The organism is Geobacillus genomosp. 3 (genome assembly GCF_000445995.2).
GTDB lineage: Bacteria > Bacillota > Bacilli > Bacillales > Anoxybacillaceae > Geobacillus.
This window is the reverse complement of record NC_022080.4, coordinates 334,716-354,092: the sequence shown is the minus strand read 5'-3', so window position 1 is coordinate 354,092 and position 19,377 is coordinate 334,716. Positions and strand designations below refer to the sequence as shown.

Genomic DNA, 19,377 nt, shown 5'->3' with positions numbered 1-19,377 from the left:
ACACATATCATGACCGATTCTTAAACTAGCCGCCGACCGATACAGGCAACTTCTCTTTCCTTCTCTACCTAAGCTTAGCGACCACCGCTGAGAAATCGTCCGGAAGCGGTCCTTTTTGGGCAAAATGGCGACGCAGGTGGGCCAACAGTGCACGCTCGTCGAGAGAGACGTATGGCGCTAGCGCGTCGCGGAACTCTCCGATATTTTGCCGGATCGAACCCGCTCCCCCTTCAATGACCCCATCGGAATACAACACGAGCGTCGCCCCGGGTTCATAGTGCAGACGACCGCTATCGATAAAAAGGCGCGGGAGCAGTCCGATCGGCGCGCAACCGCGATCCAATTCGGCCACCGTGCCATCCGGCTGAAACAAAAACCCGGGCGGATGGCCGGCCGATGCATACTCGATCGTTCGCTTCTTCACATCGACAAGGACATATACAGCAGTGAAATAATACGTCATTCCCCCATTTTCGTGGTACAGCTGGTGCATATGACGATTCAGCTCGCGGAACACTTCTTTCGGGACGATCCCTTTGCGGATGATGCCGTTAAGAAGCGAGCGCACGGACATACAAATAAGCGAAGCTGCCGCTCCATGTCCCATCACGTCCATTAAAAAAATGCCATACCGTTGTTGGTCGATCGGATACCAGGCATACATGTCGCCGCCTAGTTCCTGCGATGGGATGTATGTTCCAGCGATACCGATCCCGTTGGTTGATAACGGTTTGCTTAATACACGCTTTTGCACTTCGCGGGCCAGCTTTAAATCGTCCTTCATCGCCTCAACGTAAGCTGTCCCACGGAACGGGCCGGAAAACAAAAACAAATAAAAGACAATCTCCCCTTCCGGAGCATGAACGGGCCGCACCGTCGTTGGTCTGACATGCACGGATCCGTTTTTCCGCCGCCAACGCACGCGTCCGCGCCATTCCCCGCTTTCCTCGATCCCGGTTTTGACTACTTCGTAAAACCAGGCATCGTAGTAACCGGCATACAGTGTTTGCAACGGCTGGCCGATCACTTCCGCACTATGGCCGGTAATGTTCGTAAACGCCGGGTTGACGAACCGGATAGCGAACTCGGCATCGGTCACGAGCATCGCCTGCTCTATGGCGGCGTACACTTGCTCCGCAAGCCGGAGCTGATCCCCGTTCCGTTTCTCCTCAGTAATGTCCGTGACAAAGCCGCTCATCAGTTTGATATCCCCCGCCTGACCAAGCACAAGGGACGTCCGCTCAAGCACCCAGCGCACAGACCCATCACGCTGGTTAATGATGCGATATGTTTGCGTATTCGCTTCGGCGTTCGAAGAAGCCACCCATTTTTCCTCCGCCTTGGCACGATCATCAGGATGCGATACTTTGCTCCATACGTCCCCGTCATGATAAAAGGTGGCCGGAGGCAGGCCGTATAGCTGCTCACACGACGAAGAAATGAATAATATTTTTCTTTTATCTGGCATCGCCAACCAGTATACATCATCACGCGGCCCGAACAGCATATTCATTTTTTCGAGACTGCCGAGCAACTCCCGCCATGTAAAGTCTTCTTGATGTCGAAGATATTCTAAAAACCCATTACTCATAGAACGTCATTCTCCGCTGAAATAATCGATCGCTTCCTTCTCTGTAGCAAATAATTTGATAAACGAAGAAAATTTGACAATATGAAAAATTTCCGCGAGCGACCCTTTTACCCCGGCAACGACCAGCTCTTTTTGCCGGGCTCTGGCTGCCATCACACTGTCGGCGATCATGCCAAGTCCGGCGCTGTTGATGTAGCTGACCGCCTCCATGTTCACGATCAACTGGTCAGCCCGTTCGGTCAACAGCTGTTCAAGCGCTTGACGGAACGATTCAACATTATTTAATGTAATATCTTCCGTCCATGTCAGTGTGCAAATTGCCCCTTGTCTCATCTCCATCCTGCTTCCTCCAATGGTCACTCATTTTCTTTACATTTACACATGCAAAGCAAGACGTTATTTCCCGCTCGTTTCACGTATACATTGTCGACAATGTGAGCGATCAGTTGCAACCCTCTGCCGCGCGGCCCGGTGTTAACGCCATCGGTTTTGACGGCGGAAAAACACCCTCCTCGCTGCTTGACAATAATCGTGAACCGGGCTGTATCCATTTTCCAAAATATTTTAAACGGTAATCTTCTTGTTTTTTGACAATATTCATACGCATTCATACACGCTTCCTCCGTCGCCAAGCGAAGAAAGAGGCAGTCGCGTGGCAAAAACCCTACCTCGTTTGCCAGCTGTTCAGTAATGTCCATCGCTTTTAAAATATCTGCTGTTTTCATGATCGTCATTGTTCGGATCATGATGACATGCTTCATCGGCATTCCCCTATCTTTCTGTGCTTGCACGCGCAGTCAAATGCAACAATGGCAACCTTTTTACTATAGCACGCCCTGACGCTAGGAAAAACAGATTGGAATGCTATTTTTTCTTCCTTATTATTCCACATTGATAGAAAAAATAGTTCTTATTTACTACATTAATCATTATAATACAAAATGGGTTTCATTCCAATTTCCTGCTCTTTTTGACCTTATGATCGTTTTCGAATACAGCAAAATGTTAAAAAAGGAACATCATGGATCCTATCGTCCGATGATGCTCCCTAATGACGCTGCCGACGGTGACTTAACTGATACACAAGAGCAATAAGCTGTGAACGGTCATTGACTCCGATCTTTTGAAAAATATTCGTGATATGATTTTTCACTGTATGAACACTAATGAACAGCCGTTCTGAAATTTCGCGGTTGCTGCAGCCTTGGACGAGCAGTTCCAACACATCCATCTCCCGAGCCGTCAACTGTTCGGACAACATTTGAACATTAGCCGTCTGTCCGTCCTTGGCTTGAGCCGCGCTATTCATCATCATCATTCCAACAGACACTAGCGCTGTCATGTACACTTCCGCCTCTTTCGCTTCGTCCGTTTCCTTTAAATGGACGGCAAGAACGCCAAAGTGGCCGTCGCGGGAAAAAAACGGCACTTCCATCACTGTTTTGTCTCCTACTTGACGCAATGTGGGAACGTGGCTTTTCGCCGACTGTGCAATACCCCGGCTATAGCGGCGGAGCACGTCATCCCGGTAACAAGACAACATCTTGGCGGAAATTTCCCCTTCATGAACGGTGACGGCCTTGCCATCTCCGCACCATATGGCGCAAACGAAGTCGCCGTAGGCAAGCTCGATCGCGAATTCGGCCATCATACGGACGATTTCTTCTTCTTTTTGCACCACACGCATCGCCCGGCCAATTTCCATTAGCATCGCCAAACGCATGAAATGACGGTTCATTTTCATATTAGCAGTCTCACATTTGGCAAGCAAATGCCAATGTTGAACAAGCACGGCGCCAAGCGGCTTGATCGTGTCTGGCAGGGAGGAAGCGGTCTCACTTCCAACAATCACCCACCCTTCCAGTTTTTCTTCATACATCGCCGGATACACGACCATCGCCTTCGGGCGGATGCCATGACGAACCAAAAACGAAAAACGCGGATCTAGTGCAGCATCTTGAAAATAGGCAGGATAGCGCGACATCTCGGGGGAGGAAAGCGGCGGAAACAGTTCGTCGACCGCTTTGCCGTATAGCTGTCCGGCTTTTTCACCGCTCGTTGCCGTCACCAGCCATCCTTGCCGGTGCTTTCCGATATACAACGCCATATCGAGGCGTTCGTCCATCTTGCGCAGCTGGTGAAGCAGCTTATCTACGCCATTTAGGGCAGAACGATCGGTTACCGCCGCTTTAAGTAGCTGTCCGTACTCATTGTATTTCTGCTTACGGCGCTCACTGCAGATCAATTCTCCGCATATGGCTGCCATCTTTTCGATTTCGCCGAGCTTAGCCTCGACCGCCCAAGCCGGCAGTGCGTTCGCCTGTTCAATGGCTGACGCCCACTCGCGGGCATCGGAAAGTGGCTGTTCGCAAATCAACCATTTCGTTTCTTCCTCAACAAACGCACCCGCCCAAATCCAATATTCTGCCTTTCCATCGACAACCACAGGGGCAATGATGCTTTTCACTCCTAAATGCCCAACGGGAACAACAACCGGCCGCTGCCACCCGTCAACCGCCGGCTCCCGAGGGCAAAAAAACGATAGGGATCCCTTTTTCGCGACAAATAAAACGAGCTCCGCCAGCTCGGTGATGTTCGATACTTTTGTGACCGGATTGCCGTCATGATCCACGATAATCATGCTTAACTCCGTTAATGCCGCATATGCGTCTTGGACATATTGCAATAGTTTATTGATCGTCAATTTGCCCTCAACTCTCCTAAAACACATTTTTTTATCCTTACCTATTATGGACAAACGCACTGCAAGAAATCAAGTTTCAACCCCCTATGGCAAAACAACCCGGCGCAGCCCCCGCAGTGAAACGGGCGGCCGGCGCCGGGGAAACGGCTGTCAACACCTAGCTTGTTTATGGTTTTGCCATATTTATTACCAGTCGACCGACAACTCGAGCGTGCGCAAACAATCAGCCAGCTGCTGCTTGATTTGCGCCAATGTTTCTTCCGTCCTCGCTTCGGCGCGCAAGACGAGAATCGGCTGTGTATTCGAAGGCCGCACCAATCCCCAGCCGTCTGGAAACTGAATGCGGGCGCCATCCACATCAACAACAGGGAAACGGCCGGCAAATTTCTCTTTTACTCTGGCAATGGCGGCCGCTTTTTTCTCTTCCGGGCAAGCGACGCGCGTCTCCGGTGTCGCGGCGTACTGCGGCACGTCGGCGAACCACGCCGACAGCGGGCGCACATCGTGCGACAATAGCCGAAGCAGCCGGCCGGCGGCGTACAACGCGTCGTCATAGCCATAAAATTCATCATTGAAGAACAAATGACCCGACATTTCGCCGGCAAATGGAATCGTCGGGTTGCGGCGCAGCGTCGCTTTGACGTGCGAGTGGCCGGTGCGATGGAAGAACGGTTTCCCGCCAAGCCGCTCAATTTCTTCAACAAGCGCCTGCGAGCATTTGACTTCAACCGGCGCCTCGGCCCCCGGGTGATGCTTGAGAATCTCACGCCAGAACAAAATCATAAGCTGATCGCCCCAACGGATCGCACCGGTTTCATCCACAACGCCAATCCGGTCGCCGTCACCGTCAAACGCCAAACCGAGATCGGCCCGCTCCTTGCGCACCGTTTCAATCAAATCAACCAAGTTTTCCGGCACGACCGGATCCGGGTGGTGATTCGGGAACGTCGGATCGGATTCGCAGTAAAGCGGAATGACGTCACATCCCCATGCCTTCAGCACGTCCGGCGCTATGATCGACGGGGTGCCGTTGCCGCAGTCGACAACCACTTTCAGCTTCCGCGGGCCAAGTTTAATTTTTTCCGCCAGCATGTCCTTATACGCCGGAACAAAGCTCAGCATTTCCTCCCGTCCCCGCGGCGTCTTAGGCCGCGGTTGCTCTTTTGCAAGACGCTCCATCGCGCGCCGCAGCGCTTGAATGCGCTCACCGTAAATCGTCGTTTTTCCCATGGCGATTTTAAACCCGTTCTCATCGCCTGGATTATGGCTGGCGGTTACGATCATACCGCATGGGATATGCGTATAGTGCAGACTATAATAGAACATCGGCGTCGTCGACAGCCCAATGTCCACAACATCGCACCCGCCATCGAGCAAACCGTCCTTTAACGACCGATGCAACGCCGGCGACGACAAGCGATTGTCATGGGCGACAACCGCCCTCTTTTCCCCTTCCTTTTGCATCATGTCGGCAAAAGCCCGTCCGAGCCAATACGCAAACGGCTCGTCAAGCTCCTCGCCGGCGCGCCCGCGAATATCGTATTCTTTAAACATGTGTGCTGGCCATGCGAATTGTTTCATTGCTGAAAAGCTCATCCATAACCACCTCCACCGAAATCGACTGAGCAATTGCTGCCGTTAATAAGTAGGATAACGTCGACTCTGCCCCCCGATTCGGGTTCGGGCCGTTTGGACCAAGCCCATCGCAACAGCTGCCATCGCTTTGGTCAGCCAATGGAACGCGGCCATCATTGTTTCCATAAAACCATGCAAGGCAACGACGGACAACGTCACGATACCGCTTCTCTTCCGTCGCCCAATACGCCTCGCGCGCCGCCAGGGCGAGCTTCATCACATCGAGCGGCTGCTGATCCCAATCGGCGCGGTAGCGACGGCTGCACCAGCCGCGGTTGCCGACCGGGCGAATGACGCCCGCCGGTCCGCTCATCTTCTCGATCAAAAAGTTGAGACTTTCTTCCGCCGCCTTCCTGACCTCTTGCCTTGGCATGCGCCGGTACGCCGTCCAAAGCGCCCATGGCAGCACCCCGTTTCCATAGGTCAGCTCCGGCTCGTACCAACGCCAGTCGGCGTCCGCGTGCGTCTCGTAGGCCGCAAGCAGCCTCCGCTCAAACCGCTCCGCCAACGCAGTCAACTCTTCCTTATCGATGCCGGGCGCTCTCTCCTCTTTGAGCAAAACGCTGCACGTCGCCAGTCCCCAAGCGACGCCGCGCAGCGAGCGAAGCTCCCATGCCGCTGGCAGCGCCCGCCTCAGCATGTCCGCGGCCGCCTCACACCGTGCCAGGTCTTCCAATTGTATATACGCTATCGCCGACGCCCAAAACGACCGCCCAAAGCAGTCGTCTGACGGCGTCTCTTCCTCTTTCGTCCGATCGAAGAAAAAGTTGTTATGGAACGTCCCATCATCGTTTTGCGCCCACAGCAAAAAGGCTAAATACCGGTCAAGCAGACGATACAGCCGCTCCCTTGTTTCTTGATCATCGAGCAATGCCAGCCACTCGAGACACCCCCATATGGCGCGGGCGTTGTCGTCGGTCGAATACCCTTCGCGCCGCCGTGGAATGCGACCGAGGCTATGCTCGAGCAGCCCGGTGTCGTCAGTCATGCGCTCGAGATGGTCGAACTTAATGACTGACAAAGTCAACCGCCTTCACCTCCCCGCGTTTCGCGGCGCACACGCGCGCAAACAAGGCGATATGCTGTTCGCCGACGCGCGGCCAATGCGTGTTCACCCCGATTTGGCGTACGGTTTCTTCCCAACGTTTTAACGCCGCCTCATCGGCCAACAGCTGCCCAAGCCGTTCTTCCCATCGGGCGGTGTCGCCATACGGCAACAGCAACTCCCCGCAGCCCTGCAACAAATCGCGCGCATGCTCATACGGCGTCGAAATGACCGGACGGCCGACGCCGACTGCATAGGCGAGCGTGCCGCTTGTAATTTGCTGCATGCCGGGGTACGGGGTGACGTACAAATCGCACGCCGTCAAATAATCAATCAACTCTTCCTCGCTGAAATACCGATCCTCCATGCGGACATGGCCATCGAGCCCCAATCGGTGAATCAGCGCTTTTAACTCCTCGCGATATGCCTCGCCTTCCCGCTTTTTCACCTCTGGATGCGTCTGGCCAGCGATGACATACAACGTTTCCGGCACGCGGCGGATGACGCCCGGCAGCGCGGCGAGCACTGACTCAATCCCTTTGCCGCGGCTTAACAGCCCAAAGGTGAACATCACTTTGCGCCCGCTAAATCCAAGACGGCGCCGCAGCCATTCGCGGTTCTCGGGGCTTGGTCCTGGAGCGCCGTGCGGGATATAGACGATTTTCTTTTCCGACAAGCCAAACGCTTTGACCAAATACGGAATCGCCTGCCGGTTCATGACGATGATCGCATCGCTCGCCGCCGCGATCTTCTCCTGAATCGGGCGATACGGCGGCATGGGGTCGGCAAACACCGTATGGAACGTCGTCACGAGCGGCTTTTCGAGCGCCGCGATGAAATCGAGAATGTATTCACCGGCCTCGCCACCGAAAATACCAAATTCGTGTTGCAACACAACAACATCAATCTCACTTTCATTCACCCGTTTCGCCATCTCTGTATAAGCGGCGCGCTGTTGCGCCGGAAGCGGCCAATATGCCGGGTTGCCGCGATAGACATCATCACCATCGTTTTCGTTATACAGGACAATCACCCGGTCGCCCTCTGACGATCCGCGAACACTATCAATGCTTTGGCGAAGATGTTCCGTAAACGTGGCTAATCCGCACTTGCGCGGCGGATATGTACTGACGTACGCAATTCGGGTCATGCTTGCACCGCCTCCTTAAACTGATTGATAATCAAACCTTCGAATACTTCTCCAGCTGTCGTCACCGTCCGGTAGCCGAAAATACTGTTTTGCAACCGGCTGCGATCACGAATGAGGGAGCGATCCCAGACAATTGTCTGCGCGCAATGGACGCGGGCACCGATTTGACAATGGTCACCGATAACGGCATACGGGCCGATGACTGTTTGATGGCCGATTTTTACATTATTTCCAATTAGCACAGGAGGTACAAACAGTACACCCGAACTAACCTTGACATTTTCTCCAACAAACACGCCCGGCTGAATCTCGCGCCCTTTGATCGGCAGCGGAAATTCCCGGCTCAACACATCCCAATGCACTTGGCGGTAACGGGCCGGCGTACCCATGTCGCGCCAATAGCCGCTGCTGACAGTGCCATAGACACCGGCGTTCTTCTCAATAAGAAGCGGGAACGTTTCGCGTTCAATCGATACTTCCTGCTCAGCCGGAATGTAGCGCATCACGTCCGGCTCCAAAATATACATGCCGGCATTGATCCGGTTGGACGGCGCTTCCTCACGGCGCGGTTTCTCAATAAAGCGTAAAATTTGCCCACGGTCGTCTTGTTCCACGACGCCATAGGAAGAGGGGTCGTCAACCTCTGTTAACACAATGGTCGCAAGGCCGCCATGCTGGCGGTGGAAATCAAGCAGAGGAACCAATTGCGGCAAATGCACAATATCGGCGTTAAACACGAGGAACCGTTCGTCAAGCCAACGTTCGGCATTTTTAATCGCCCCGGCCGTTCCGAGCGGGAACGGTTCAAGCGCGTATGTAATGTTGACGTTCAGCTCCTTCCCGTCGCCGAAATAACGGCGGATCACTTCTGAACAATGATGGGCAGCGATGACAAATTCGTTGACTCCTTGGTCGCGAAGATGAACGATGAGGTGCTCAAGCCATGGCCGGTTCGCAATCGGGGCCATCGGTTTGGGGATATTCTCGGTCAATGGACGAAGACGTGTGCCTAATCCTCCTGCCAGCAACAATGCCTTCATTTCGTCATCCCTCCATACGTTTTTTTTTACAAAACTAGACACAATTCTTGATGGATGAGCGAGAAAATGAAAGTAGTTCATAGATTGCTAGCACTCGGTTGTGATGGTTGCTAATAATAATATACATAATATTCCTTCTCTTACGCAAGCGAAATGATTGTCGGATGGTGTCGATGAATCATCAATTGTTTACAAGTTTAGGAGCCCGAACTCCTCCCCTCTCTTATCTTTGCGGTATAATGGAGATTGGTAATGCTATATATATATGTAAGGGAGGAGGAGAATACGCCATGATTTCTTCATCTTTCTGTTACCGTGTCGGTATCGCCGGCGCCGGTGCGTTTGCTGAATTTTTAGCCGCCGCGCTCGCCCCGCTTCCTTCCTTTCATCTCACCGCTGTCGCCGGGCGAACGGATGAAAAGCGCCGGCGCGTTATTGCCGCCTACCATTCCCGCAATCCGCAAATTGACGGCGTGCGGGAATATCGTCAAGCCGAAGAACTGATAAACGATCCACATCTTGATATCGTTATTCTCACTACCCCACCGCACTTGCACGCCCCGCTTGCCAAGCGGGCGCTCGAAACAGGGAAACATGTGTTGCTTGAAAAACCGGGCGGCCTCACCGCCGAGACGCTTCGAGCCAACATCGAACTGGCCGAAAACCGCAGGCGGGCGTTGGCTGTCAATCTCGTCTTGCGCTACCATCCGCTCATAGAAGCCATCTGCCAGCTTATTCGTCATTCATCGCTCGGAGACGTCGATTACGCAAGCTTGCACAACGCCGTTCACCGCGTGGCAAACGGCCATTGGTTTTGGGATGAACGGCAAAGCGGCGGCATTTTCATTGAGCATGGCGTTCACTTTTTCGAAGTCGGCCGCCACTGGTTCGGTGAAGCCGCCAAGGCGCAAGGGTTCGCCTTGCACGAACAGAACGGCACACGGCCGCGCGTCGGCGCCACGGTGATTCATGAAAACAACGGCCGGCTCGTCCCGGTCCACTATTATCACGGCTTTACAATGGACCCGACCGCTCCTGAATCAACGCACTGGCACATTCATACGAAACGCGGCCGCATCGTGCTTGACGGCTGGATTCCGATGCAGCTGTCCGTCTCCGGCCTCGTCTCGGCCGATGAAGCGGCATATATTGACGCCTTGCTTGATGCCATTCCGAAACAGCCATACGCCGACGCCATCGAACCAATGAGGCATGCTGCCGACCGCCTGGCACCGCCTGTTGCATCGCCGGCCGCCCCGCGCATCCCATATGAGCGCACGATCACACTCTCAGACCGCCATGGCTGGTATGAGGCAATCGCTCAAGCGCGCTTTCTTGACTTTTGCCGCTTGATCGAAAACCAAAATGAGCGCGGCCTTGTGACGGCAGAAGACGCCGCCGCCGACCTCGCCTTGGCCGAAGCGTGCACCGCCGCGGATGAACCGTCGCGCGTCCGCTAGACAGCGGGCAAGAAAACAAGCCTGTTGGGACTGCTGGGAGGGCAGCCGCCAACAGGCTTGTTCGTTGAATACAACCGTTGCCCCATCCCCCACTCGATGCCTTGCCTGCCTATGAACGACCCTTTTCTAGCAGCGCTTCAACGGTGGGGAGGTCAGCCGGCGCCCATGCTAGGTCACGAAGCTGAGAGAGCGGCACCCATCGGAGTTCGGCATGCTCCCGCGCCCGCGGCACCCCATCGGTCAGGTGAGCTTCGTATGTGCGCAAATGAATCACGGCATGTTCGTACTCGTGAAACACATCAGCCAGCAGCTTGCCAACTGAAACGGTGCAGCCAAGCTCCTCGCGAATTTCCCGAACTAAGGCTGCTTCCGGACTTTCCCCTTTCTCCACCTTGCCGCCGGGAAACTCCCACACGTTTGGAAGCGACATATTTGGCGCACGCAACGCGCATAACACATCCCTTTGTTCATTGAAGATGGCTGCCCCGACGACGTGAATGACCCGTTTCATTCACAACCCGCCCTTCTCATCCATATGCGCCATTTTAGCAAAAACCTCTTTGTTTTCCAAAATAGTGGAACCCCTCCGAACATTATGTTATAACAAAAATGGAACCTTTTTACTAGGAACCGCGTATTCCCAAACGAGACGAAACATAACCAAAAAGGGGGAGAACCTATTGTTCAAAAAACTATTAAGCTCCATCGGCATCGGATCTGCCACAGTCGATACGAAACTGACAAAAGCACAATACGTCCAGGGGGAAACCGTCGAGGGGGTTGTCGACATTCGTGGCGGCAACGTCGAACAGCATATCGATGAAATTTATTTGGCACTAGTCACAACGTACATCCGCGAAATCGATGATAAGAAATTCGAAGAAAAAGCCGTGCTGGCGCGCTACAAAGTGAGCGACTCGCTGACAATCGGACCGAATGAAACAAAGACGATCCCGTTTCAATTCGCCTTGCCGTACGATGTGCCGGTCACGGTCGGCACGTCGCGTGTATGGCTGCAAACCGGCCTTGACATTAAAATGGCGCTCGACCCGCAAGACCGCGACTATCTTGCCATCGAGCCGCATCCGCTCGTCGAGGCGTTTCTTGAGGCAGTCCGTCAGTTAGGCTTCCGCCTCCGCCATGTACAATGCGAACAAGCGCCGCGCTATTGGCAACGGCGGCTGCCGTTTGTCCAAGAGTTTGAATTCAAGCCGGTAAGCGGACCGTTCAAAGGCCGACTTGACGAACTGGAAGCCATTTTCTTCGTTTCCGAGCACGGGGTTGAGGTCATATTAGAAATCGACCGGAAAGCGCGCGGATTTGCTGGATTGCTTTCCGAAGCGCTTGATATGGACGAAACGCTTGTCCGGTTCACCTATGGGCCGAGCGATGTCGCTTCATTGCCACAACGGTTGGCGAATGCGATTGGTCGGCATAGCTGAGCTAAAAGAGGCAAAAAACGAAGGGGCCACTCGGCCCTTTTGTACTATGTGCTATACGGATGCAGTGAAAAAGTTGAACATATCCAGCAGCTTGTCTATTTTCCGTGCAGTTGACCCAACTGTTCTGTAAAAACCGCATTACTACAATTTCAAATTGCACCACACACTCCTTTTGTTTATTTTGATTCATATGGCTTGAGTTCAGTGAGCTTTTTGCTTTGCAACCGGTGCCAGCCCCATCGCGATTAAAGTCTCGCTTTGTTCAACCATCCCAGACACGAGTTCTCTTGAACTCAACACCAACGGTATACAATGGGCGCGCTTTACCCGCTTGTCCAATTTGGAACTATTGCGATCCCCCTTCTCTTTTACGCATACAATTTAGTACGAACAAAGGAACATCCCCCGCACTTAGCAGCCATATCCCTTTTCACCGCCAAAAGCGGGAGATGCCTTTGGGAGGGGGACAAAAATGATAAAAATCATCAAAACACTATGCAGCGTAACGCAGGCATTCGTACAAAAACGGCAACGGAATCGCCCGGAAGCCAAGAGCACAAAGGAAATGTATTCGATTAAAGATGGGAAATATCATCCCCAGCGACACGCCTTGCATATGAGCATTGTCAATACGATCGTGAACCAGGCCTCTTCTCCTCAAAAAGGAAAAAAACCGATAGCCATTCTCATTGGCGGAGGAACTGCCTCTGGGAAGACCACAGTGCGGAAAGCCATCATTGAGAAAAAGCTGGCTCGAATGTTTGGATAATTTAAACTATTCGCATATAACAATCTATTCGTTAATTACTAATATTCATGTTAAAATAGTGTTTGTTCACCGCTAGAAAACACTTGTGTATGTACGGTGAATTTCATTCTTATACGACCATCCATGATTGTCAGGAGGAACGTTATGAAGCAACTCATTGTAAGGTGGAATCAGCTTAGCCTTGTCAAACGTATCCTTGTCGGTATCATCATCGGGATTGTCCTCGCCATGGCCGTCCCGGAATCAACAAAATGGGTGTCCATTTTTGGCTCCTTGTTTGTCAGCGCTCTAAAGGCCGTCGCACCCGTATTGGTGTTCTTTCTCGTGATCTCCGCCATTTCCCGCCATCAAAGCGGGCAAAAAACAAATATCCAACACATTCTTGTCCTATACGGGGCCAGCACGTTCTTAGCCGGTCTTACCGCCGTCGTGGCCAGCTTCATCTTTCCGGTTCATTTATCTTTAGCTGAAGGGGCGAAAGATATCTCTCCCCCTAGCGGCATAACAGAGGTACTTCAGTCATTGTTGCTTAATATTGTTGATAACCCTATTCATGCACTGATCAATGCGAATTATATCGGCATCCTGACTTGGGCGGTGCTGCTTGGTATCGCATTAAGACCTGCACCGGAGACGGTCAAAAACGTCATCGCCAGTTTTTCTGACGCCATTTCAAACATTGTCACATGGGTCATCAATTTGGCACCTATCGGAATCATGGGGCTTGTTTTTGACGCGATGGTCACCAACGGGCTTTCCGCTTTCATCGAGTACGGAAAGTTATTGGCCGTTCTTCTTGGGACGATGTTTTTCGTGGCATTCGTCATGAATCCGCTGATTGTCTTTGTGAACATTCGCCAAAATCCGTACCCGCTCGTTTGGAGATGCATTCGGGAAAGCGGAATGACCGCCTTCTTTACGCGCAGCTCGGCCGCAAACATTCCGGTCAATATGAATTTGGCTGAAAAACTCGGATTAAACAAAGATACGTATTCGGTCTCGATCCCTCTCGGCGCAACGATTAATATGGCTGGCGCCGCCGTTACGATTTCCGTGTTGACGCTTGCTGCGGTTCACACATTGGGGATTGAAGTCGATCTAGGTACAGCGCTGATTCTTAGCATTCTTTCCACCATCGCTGCTGCAGGGGCATCCGGCGTCGCGGGCGGCTCGCTTCTCCTTATCCCGTTGGCATGCAGTTTGTTTGGCATCCCAAATGATATTGCCATGCAAGTAGTAGGGGTTGGTTTTATCATTGGCGTGTTGCAAGATTCATGTGAAACGGCCCTGAACTCCTCTTCCGATGTTCTTTTCACCGCAACAGCGGAATATGCGAAGAGACGCAAAGAAAAAACTACCGTCATCATCGAAGCTGAATTTCATGCAAAACGAGCGGGTGGCAACTAAAATCCTTCTTGTTTTACTTGATGAAGACATGTGAGAAGCTTTGTTATTTTTAGCGGATTTCCAAAAAAGTCTCCCACCTCAAGAAACGTGAAAGGTGCAACGGAGTGAGTAGGTGGGAGATGAATTTCGGTTGGCGTCAGCCAAAACGCATGACAACAGAAGAAGGGAATATTATGCTCTTTGTGAACGGGATATTAGGGGATTGCATGAAGAAAGTCCAATGCGCTCCCTAACAACCACCGCATCACGCAACAACATCCCCTTTCACTAAACAAAAGTCTGCTGAAAGGGGATGTTTCACCAATCTTGTTATGACCTTCCGCCTTTTACACCTTCACCGTCGTATCTGTATCTTTCGGTTTAGTAAATGAACGGTACGCCTCAATGACAAGGAAGATGCATAGGACAAACAAGATAAATCCGCAGACTGCAAGGAAAATGTTGCCGCCCAGGAAATTCGTTCTCATGAAAACCAACAAAGCGGAAAGCGTCACAATAAACATAAATACCATCGGGATAATCGTAAACCACGACTTCGTCCCTCTTTTCACAAGCCATACGCTTACCGCCAGCAACGCTAACGCACCAAGCATTTGATTGGCGGAACCGAACAGCGGCCATAAATCACTCCACGTTCCGGAAAGCGCCAACGCCGCTGCACCGACAACAACCACTCCTGTTGCGACATGCGGGTTGGCAAAAGCTTTCGATCTTCCTTCCGCAAGCTCCTGAACACCGTATCTGCCAAGCCGGGTCGCCGAATCGAGCGTCGTCATGAGAAATGCGGAGGCAGCCAATGCGACAAACGTCGTGCCCACTGTTTCCGGGATGCCAAAATGACCCATAAAATAACCAAGACCTGCAGAGAATGCCGGAATCGGGCCACCCAACTCAGTGAGCCGCTGCGTGAACTGCTCCGTCGTCAAATACGCCACAGAGCAGACTACAATCACCGCCAAAAACCCTTCAATCAACATTCCTCCATAAGCAATGAAGCGGCCGCTTCGTTCGTTGTCGAGCTGTTTGGCTGTTGTACCGCTCGCTACAAGGGAGTGGAAGCCGGAAATCGCACCGCAAGCGATCGTAATAAAGAGAATCGGGAACAATGGACCCAACTTCTCATTGTAAAAACCGGTAAACCCGGCAAGCTGAAGTGTCGGATTCGCGAAAAGAACACCGATAAACCCGCCGAGCATCATACCGTACAACAAATACGAATTTAAATAATCCCGCGGTTGCAGCAGCAGCCAAACCGGCAACACGGATGCTATATAAGAATAAGCGATCAAGAAAAACACCCAAAACGTAGCGCTCATTTTAATAGGGAAAATCATGCCGGTCCACACGCAGACAAACATGACAATGACGCCAATGACGCTCGCCAACACGAAATTAACGCGCATTTGGTTAACGAAAAAGCCGAACAGCATCGCAACGAAAATAAAAAGGACAGAAGCAGTCGCCGCCTCCGGGACGTTCGCAAACGTATCGGCAACCAGCACGATAAACACACCGACAATCAAAATAATGGTCGCCGTGGAGAATGATAAAAACAATGTTTGGCCGCGCTTGCCGATATACCCTTTAATTACTGCCCCGATCGACTGCGCTTTATGGCGAATCGATGCTTGCAATGAGGCGTAGTCGTGCACCCCGCCAAAGAAAATACTTCCTAGCACAATCCATAGCACCGCCGGAATCCAACCGAATACCGCTGCAGAAATCGGACCGACAATCGGGCCGCCGCCTGCAATCGTGGCGAAATGATGACCAAGCAAAACCGGCCGGTTGGTGGAAACATAGTCCTTTCCATCCGCCATCTCCACCGCCGGCGTCGGCCGGTTTGGATCGACCCCGAGCTTCCGGTCCAGATACTTGCCATACGTAAAATAAGCAACGATAAAGGCAATAGCCGAAATCAGCAATAACGTCACCGCGCTCATAGGCTGATTTTATCCTCCCTCATTAAAGTTTCGATCGACTTAACGAACGACCTTCCTTTCGGGTGGATATGCACGGTTTTTTGATCGGGATGGAGGATGGCTACATATGTTTCAACCCACCCATGCCAACCGAATTTTAAAAATTTTACTTTTCGAAACTTCCTCACCTCCTTCAAAACCGCTTTATCGAGCGCGCCCTCCGCAACAATAAGACCGAGCACAATCGTAGACATATGTTCCGCATCTTCTTGAATAAACCGCTGTTTATGTTGATCGATGACATCTTGAAATCGTCTGACAAACTCCAGCGAGACGGGCTCATTTGCGACAGCGGCAAACACAAGCTGTTGGTTTTCTACGCCGTACACTTTAATCTTTTTCATCACCATATACCGTTCGTCTCTCCGTTTGTAATGGGCAATAAACGAAAGGGGGAAATCGCCTGGTTGTTCGTCGCGGTATACATCAAAATATAAGGTGAATTTGTTAGCCAACTCATGGGCAAAACGAGTCAACCGATCTCCCACCATCCATCTTCCCCTTCTTTAAAAATATTTGAACCCTTCCACCCGAATCGTGTTAAAAAAAGGGGAGCGGGCCATCTTTATCTGCAGATGGTTTTGTTTACACTCTAACCCTTTTTCTATAAAACACGTAATCCCCTCTTGCACAATCTTTTCATAAAGGCTTTCATTTTCAGGCTTTCGAAATTCAATCCAAAGTTCCGATCCCGGGACACAACAATGGGCCGCTTGAAACTTTGAAATGGTCAGTACACCGCCTTTTCTCTTCAACCATTCCCTCGCCTTGTCGTCGATGGAAATGGAGTAATCCACCGCTCATCCCGCCTTATTAAGAATTGATTATTTTTTCTGTATATTCAGCACATTATATTATACATTCGTGTAGTTGAAAAATATAACCTTTTTCTTCCGCTTCCGATCGAAACAATCGCGAATATGGGCCGTTTTTTGCTATTATCCCCTTATGCCACGCCGGGAGGTGAAAGACTTTCCAATCGACAATCATAAAGCCCGTTTCCCCCTCACTTAGGGGAACGGGCTTTTCCTGATTTATGATGATTTGACAAGCAACGCACAGCACTCGACGTGCGCTGTATGGGGAAACATATCGACCGGTTGAACGGTTTTCAATGTATAGCCGAACGGAACGAATTCCGCAATATCGGCCGCAAACGTCTCCGGATTGCACGAGACGTACACGACCCGCTCCGGCTGGGCCCGGCCGATTTTTCGCATCACTTTTCCGCCCGCGCCGGAACGCGGAGGATCCAAAAGCAACAGCTCCGGCCGCCCGAACTGCTCCAACACTTCATCAATCCCGCGCCGCGCATCCCGCGCCAAAAAGTACGTATTGTCAATGCCGTTGTCTTTCGCGTTTCGTTTCGCCGATTCAATCGACGTCTCGACGATTTCAATGCCGGCCAACGCCTTCACCCGCTTGGCAAACGGCAGGGAAAACGTGCCGACCCCGCAGAACAAATCAATCATCTTCTCATGCGGCTTCGGCTCTCCCATCTCCAACGCGAGTTCAACGAGTTTGGCTGCCTGCACCGGGTTCGTTTGGAAAAACGTATCAAACCAAAGGCGGTAGCGAAATCCGCACAATTCGTCGTAAATGAAATCGCGCCCGGCCAATACGTGCGTTTTCTCCGCCTGGGTGCGGTCGGCCCACGCCCGGTTTTCAAGCCAAAGCAAACTTTTCAGCTGCGGAAACTTGTTCGTCATCCGCTCCGTCAAATCGGCCGCCGCTGCCGACAGCTCCCCTTCCGGCGCCTCGGTCGCAAAAAGCGCCGCCATCAACTCTCCTGTCGCAAACGACTCGCGCACCATCAAGTGGCGAAGCAACCCTTCATGCGTGTCTTTGTTATACCCCGTCAATTGATGATCGCGAGCCCAACGCGCCACTTCCATCGCCGCTTCGACCATCGTTTCTCCGGCGATCAGGCACGTCTCAAGCGAAATGATTTGCCGGAAGTTGCCTTGCTCGTGCAGGCCGAGCAAGCCTTCCGGAGAAAACGTAAACTCCATTTTATTGCGGTAACGCCATGGGCGCTCCATCCCGATCGTCTCACGCACAACGTCCGGATCAAATCCGTGCTTCACAAGGAACGCCTTTACCTGTTCGGTCTTATGCCGCAGCTGCCCTTCATAGTGCCAGTGCTGCCACACACAGCCGCCGCAACGGTCAAAATGCGGACATAGCGGTTCAAGCCGTTCCGGGTGCGGCTCCATCACTTCTTCCAAGCGGGCGTTCGCCCGGCGCCGTTTCGGCTCGTTGATCACGACCCGCACTTTTTCGCCGGGAAGCGTCGACGGTACGGTAACTTTCAACTTCTTTTGCTTCCCGTCACGCTCATGCCAAACAACCGCCTGCCCGGCTCCTTTTTTATCTAACTCATGGATGTCGGCAATGAATGATTGCTTTTCGCCATTCGTCAATGGCTTTCCTCCTTTCGAGATGAACGATGTTGTCACCCTTTATGTATTGTACACGATCAGCGGGCGAATCCAAAGCACCTTTCCGTCACGGCATTCCCTCCTCTTCCCTTCCGGCGCCACCTTTGGCGGGGATTTATCCCTTTCCGACCGGAAGCACGATTGATCCAAAACGGCCAGCACCAAAGTTGACTTTTCCCGAAGATATAACTATAATGGTTACAACGGTGGTGTTTTACGTGAAACAAATTAGCACACGATTTTCGATGGCCGTGCACATCCTTTGCTTGCTTGCGACCAGCCCGGCCGATTGCACCGGAGATTTCATCGCGCAGAGCGTCAATACAAACCCCGTCATCATCCGTCGAATTATGGGCATGTTAAAAAAAGCGGGGTTGGTTGACGTCCGCCCTGGAGTCGGCGGCGCTTCGCTGCGCAAACCTCCCGACCAAATCACGCTGTTAGACGTGTATCGGGCCGTCCGTGTCGTGGAAACGGATCAACTGTTTCGCATCCATGAACATCCGAACATTCAGTGCCCGGTCGGGCGGAATATCGAGGCGGTTCTGCAAGCCGAACTGAAAGCGGCGCAGGCGGCCATGGAAGAGCGGCTTTCGCAAACGACGATCAGCCGGCTGATCGCTCAATTTCAATAATAAAAGCTCTTAACAGGGCTTTTATTTATACATTGGTTGTAACCAAACTGGTTATAACAAAACAAATGAGGAGGTC

The 19,377-nt window shown here is 52.1% G+C and carries 18 protein-coding genes; 5 read left to right on the top strand and 13 right to left on the bottom strand.

Annotated features, from left to right (window positions below; all coding sequences use genetic code 11):
* Window positions 1-64: 64 nt before the first annotated feature.
* From M493_RS01860 to M493_RS01825, 8 genes are all read right to left on the bottom strand, one after another.
* Window positions 65-1,591: a SpoIIE family protein phosphatase gene (locus M493_RS01860; RefSeq protein ID WP_020958573.1), complete on the bottom strand. Its 1,527-nt coding sequence runs from the start codon at window positions 1,589-1,591 to the stop codon at window positions 65-67.
* A 6-nt stretch (window positions 1,592-1,597) separates the two neighbouring features.
* Window positions 1,598-1,930, bottom strand: a complete 333-nt coding sequence (locus M493_RS01855; protein WP_020958572.1) for an STAS domain-containing protein — start codon at window positions 1,928-1,930, stop codon at window positions 1,598-1,600.
* A 17-nt stretch (window positions 1,931-1,947) separates the two neighbouring features.
* Window positions 1,948-2,352, bottom strand: coding sequence for an ATP-binding protein (locus M493_RS01850; protein WP_020958571.1), 405 nt, complete (start codon window positions 2,350-2,352; stop codon window positions 1,948-1,950).
* A gap of 287 nt (window positions 2,353-2,639) precedes the next feature.
* Complete coding sequence (locus M493_RS01845; protein WP_051391555.1) at window positions 2,640-4,322, bottom strand: LuxR family transcriptional regulator; 1,683 nt, start codon at window positions 4,320-4,322, stop codon at window positions 2,640-2,642.
* A gap of 159 nt (window positions 4,323-4,481) precedes the next feature.
* Entirely contained in the window at window positions 4,482-5,891 is a 1,410-nt protein-coding gene (locus M493_RS01840) for a phosphomannomutase/phosphoglucomutase (RefSeq protein ID WP_020958569.1), read from the bottom strand.
* On the bottom strand, window positions 5,842-6,957 hold the full coding sequence (locus M493_RS01835; protein WP_020958568.1) for a hypothetical protein: 1,116 nt from the start codon (window positions 6,955-6,957) through the stop codon (window positions 5,842-5,844). Before M493_RS01835 ends, M493_RS01840 begins: the two co-directional genes overlap by 50 nt.
* Window positions 6,938-8,125, bottom strand: a complete 1,188-nt coding sequence (locus M493_RS01830; RefSeq protein WP_020958567.1) for a glycosyltransferase family 4 protein — start codon at window positions 8,123-8,125, stop codon at window positions 6,938-6,940. The genes M493_RS01835 and M493_RS01830 overlap by 20 nt, the downstream gene beginning before the upstream one ends.
* Window positions 8,122-9,165, bottom strand: a complete 1,044-nt coding sequence (locus M493_RS01825) for a sugar phosphate nucleotidyltransferase (RefSeq protein WP_020958566.1) — start codon at window positions 9,163-9,165, stop codon at window positions 8,122-8,124. The genes M493_RS01830 and M493_RS01825 overlap by 4 nt, the downstream gene beginning before the upstream one ends.
* 290 nt (window positions 9,166-9,455) lie before the next feature.
* Between M493_RS01825 and M493_RS01820 the strand changes: the two genes are divergently transcribed.
* On the top strand, window positions 9,456-10,625 hold the full coding sequence (locus M493_RS01820) for a Gfo/Idh/MocA family protein (RefSeq protein WP_020958565.1): 1,170 nt from the start codon (window positions 9,456-9,458) through the stop codon (window positions 10,623-10,625).
* Window positions 10,626-10,734: 109 nt separating this feature from the next.
* Here the strand turns inward: M493_RS01820 and M493_RS01815 are convergent, their stop codons facing one another.
* Entirely contained in the window at window positions 10,735-11,136 is a 402-nt protein-coding gene (locus M493_RS01815; protein WP_020958564.1) for a (deoxy)nucleoside triphosphate pyrophosphohydrolase, read from the bottom strand.
* 169 nt (window positions 11,137-11,305) lie between these two features.
* Here M493_RS01815 and M493_RS01810 point away from each other — a divergent pair, with 169 nt between their 5' ends.
* The 3 genes from M493_RS01810 (at window position 11,306) to sstT (ending at window position 14,243) form a co-directional block, all read left to right on the top strand.
* The gene (locus M493_RS01810) at window positions 11,306-12,067 is read left to right on the top strand and encodes a sporulation protein (RefSeq protein ID WP_020958563.1); all 762 of its coding nucleotides are present in this window, start codon (window positions 11,306-11,308) and stop codon (window positions 12,065-12,067) included.
* Between the two features lie 472 nt (window positions 12,068-12,539).
* Window positions 12,540-12,836 (top strand): zeta toxin family protein, encoded by a 297-nt coding sequence (locus tag M493_RS01805; RefSeq protein WP_020958562.1) that lies wholly within the window; start codon window positions 12,540-12,542, stop codon window positions 12,834-12,836.
* A 144-nt stretch (window positions 12,837-12,980) separates the two neighbouring features.
* Complete coding sequence (gene sstT, locus M493_RS01800) at window positions 12,981-14,243, top strand: serine/threonine transporter SstT (protein ID WP_020958561.1); 1,263 nt, start codon at window positions 12,981-12,983, stop codon at window positions 14,241-14,243.
* Window positions 14,244-14,569: 326 nt separating this feature from the next.
* Here the strand turns inward: sstT and M493_RS01795 are convergent, their stop codons facing one another.
* From M493_RS01795 to rlmD, 4 genes are all read right to left on the bottom strand, one after another.
* Window positions 14,570-16,186 (bottom strand): carbon starvation protein A, encoded by a 1,617-nt coding sequence (locus M493_RS01795; protein ID WP_020958559.1) that lies wholly within the window; start codon window positions 16,184-16,186, stop codon window positions 14,570-14,572.
* A complete protein-coding gene (locus M493_RS01790; protein ID WP_020958558.1) occupies window positions 16,183-16,716 on the bottom strand; it encodes a hypothetical protein in 534 nt (177 codons plus the stop codon). Before M493_RS01790 ends, M493_RS01795 begins: the two co-directional genes overlap by 4 nt.
* 15 nt (window positions 16,717-16,731) lie before the next feature.
* Window positions 16,732-17,022: a CC/Se motif family (seleno)protein gene (locus tag M493_RS01785; protein WP_020958557.1), complete on the bottom strand. Its 291-nt coding sequence runs from the start codon at window positions 17,020-17,022 to the stop codon at window positions 16,732-16,734.
* Window positions 17,023-17,259: 237 nt separating this feature from the next.
* On the bottom strand, window positions 17,260-18,648 hold the full coding sequence (rlmD, locus tag M493_RS01780) for a 23S rRNA (uracil(1939)-C(5))-methyltransferase RlmD (protein WP_020958556.1): 1,389 nt from the start codon (window positions 18,646-18,648) through the stop codon (window positions 17,260-17,262).
* 236 nt (window positions 18,649-18,884) lie between these two features.
* On the opposite strand from rlmD, the gene M493_RS01775 reads away from it, so the two are divergent.
* The gene (locus tag M493_RS01775) at window positions 18,885-19,301 is read left to right on the top strand and encodes an Rrf2 family transcriptional regulator (protein WP_033011350.1); all 417 of its coding nucleotides are present in this window, start codon (window positions 18,885-18,887) and stop codon (window positions 19,299-19,301) included.
* Window positions 19,302-19,377 lie beyond the last annotated feature (76 nt).

Coding starts and splice junctions, on each gene's coding strand:
- M493_RS01855 (WP_020958572.1), bottom strand. CDS start 1,930: ATGGAGATGAGACAAGGGGCAATTTGCACACTGACATGGACGGAAGAT.
- M493_RS01790 (WP_020958558.1), bottom strand. CDS start 16,716: ATGGTGGGAGATCGGTTGACTCGTTTTGCCCATGAGTTGGCTAACAAA.
- M493_RS01825 (WP_020958566.1), bottom strand. CDS start 9,165: ATGAAGGCATTGTTGCTGGCAGGAGGATTAGGCACACGTCTTCGTCCA.
- M493_RS01840 (WP_020958569.1), bottom strand. CDS start 5,891: ATGAGCTTTTCAGCAATGAAACAATTCGCATGGCCAGCACACATGTTT.
- M493_RS01850 (WP_020958571.1), bottom strand. CDS start 2,352: ATGAAGCATGTCATCATGATCCGAACAATGACGATCATGAAAACAGCA.
- sstT (WP_020958561.1), top strand. CDS start 12,981: ATGAAGCAACTCATTGTAAGGTGGAATCAGCTTAGCCTTGTCAAACGT.
- M493_RS01805 (WP_020958562.1), top strand. CDS start 12,540: ATGATAAAAATCATCAAAACACTATGCAGCGTAACGCAGGCATTCGTA.
- M493_RS01820 (WP_020958565.1), top strand. CDS start 9,456: ATGATTTCTTCATCTTTCTGTTACCGTGTCGGTATCGCCGGCGCCGGT.
- M493_RS01815 (WP_020958564.1), bottom strand. CDS start 11,136: ATGAAACGGGTCATTCACGTCGTCGGGGCAGCCATCTTCAATGAACAA.
- M493_RS01860 (WP_020958573.1), bottom strand. CDS start 1,591: ATGAGTAATGGGTTTTTAGAATATCTTCGACATCAAGAAGACTTTACA.
- M493_RS01795 (WP_020958559.1), bottom strand. CDS start 16,186: ATGAGCGCGGTGACGTTATTGCTGATTTCGGCTATTGCCTTTATCGTT.
- M493_RS01830 (WP_020958567.1), bottom strand. CDS start 8,125: ATGACCCGAATTGCGTACGTCAGTACATATCCGCCGCGCAAGTGCGGA.
- M493_RS01845 (WP_051391555.1), bottom strand. CDS start 4,322: ATGTGTTTTAGGAGAGTTGAGGGCAAATTGACGATCAATAAACTATTG.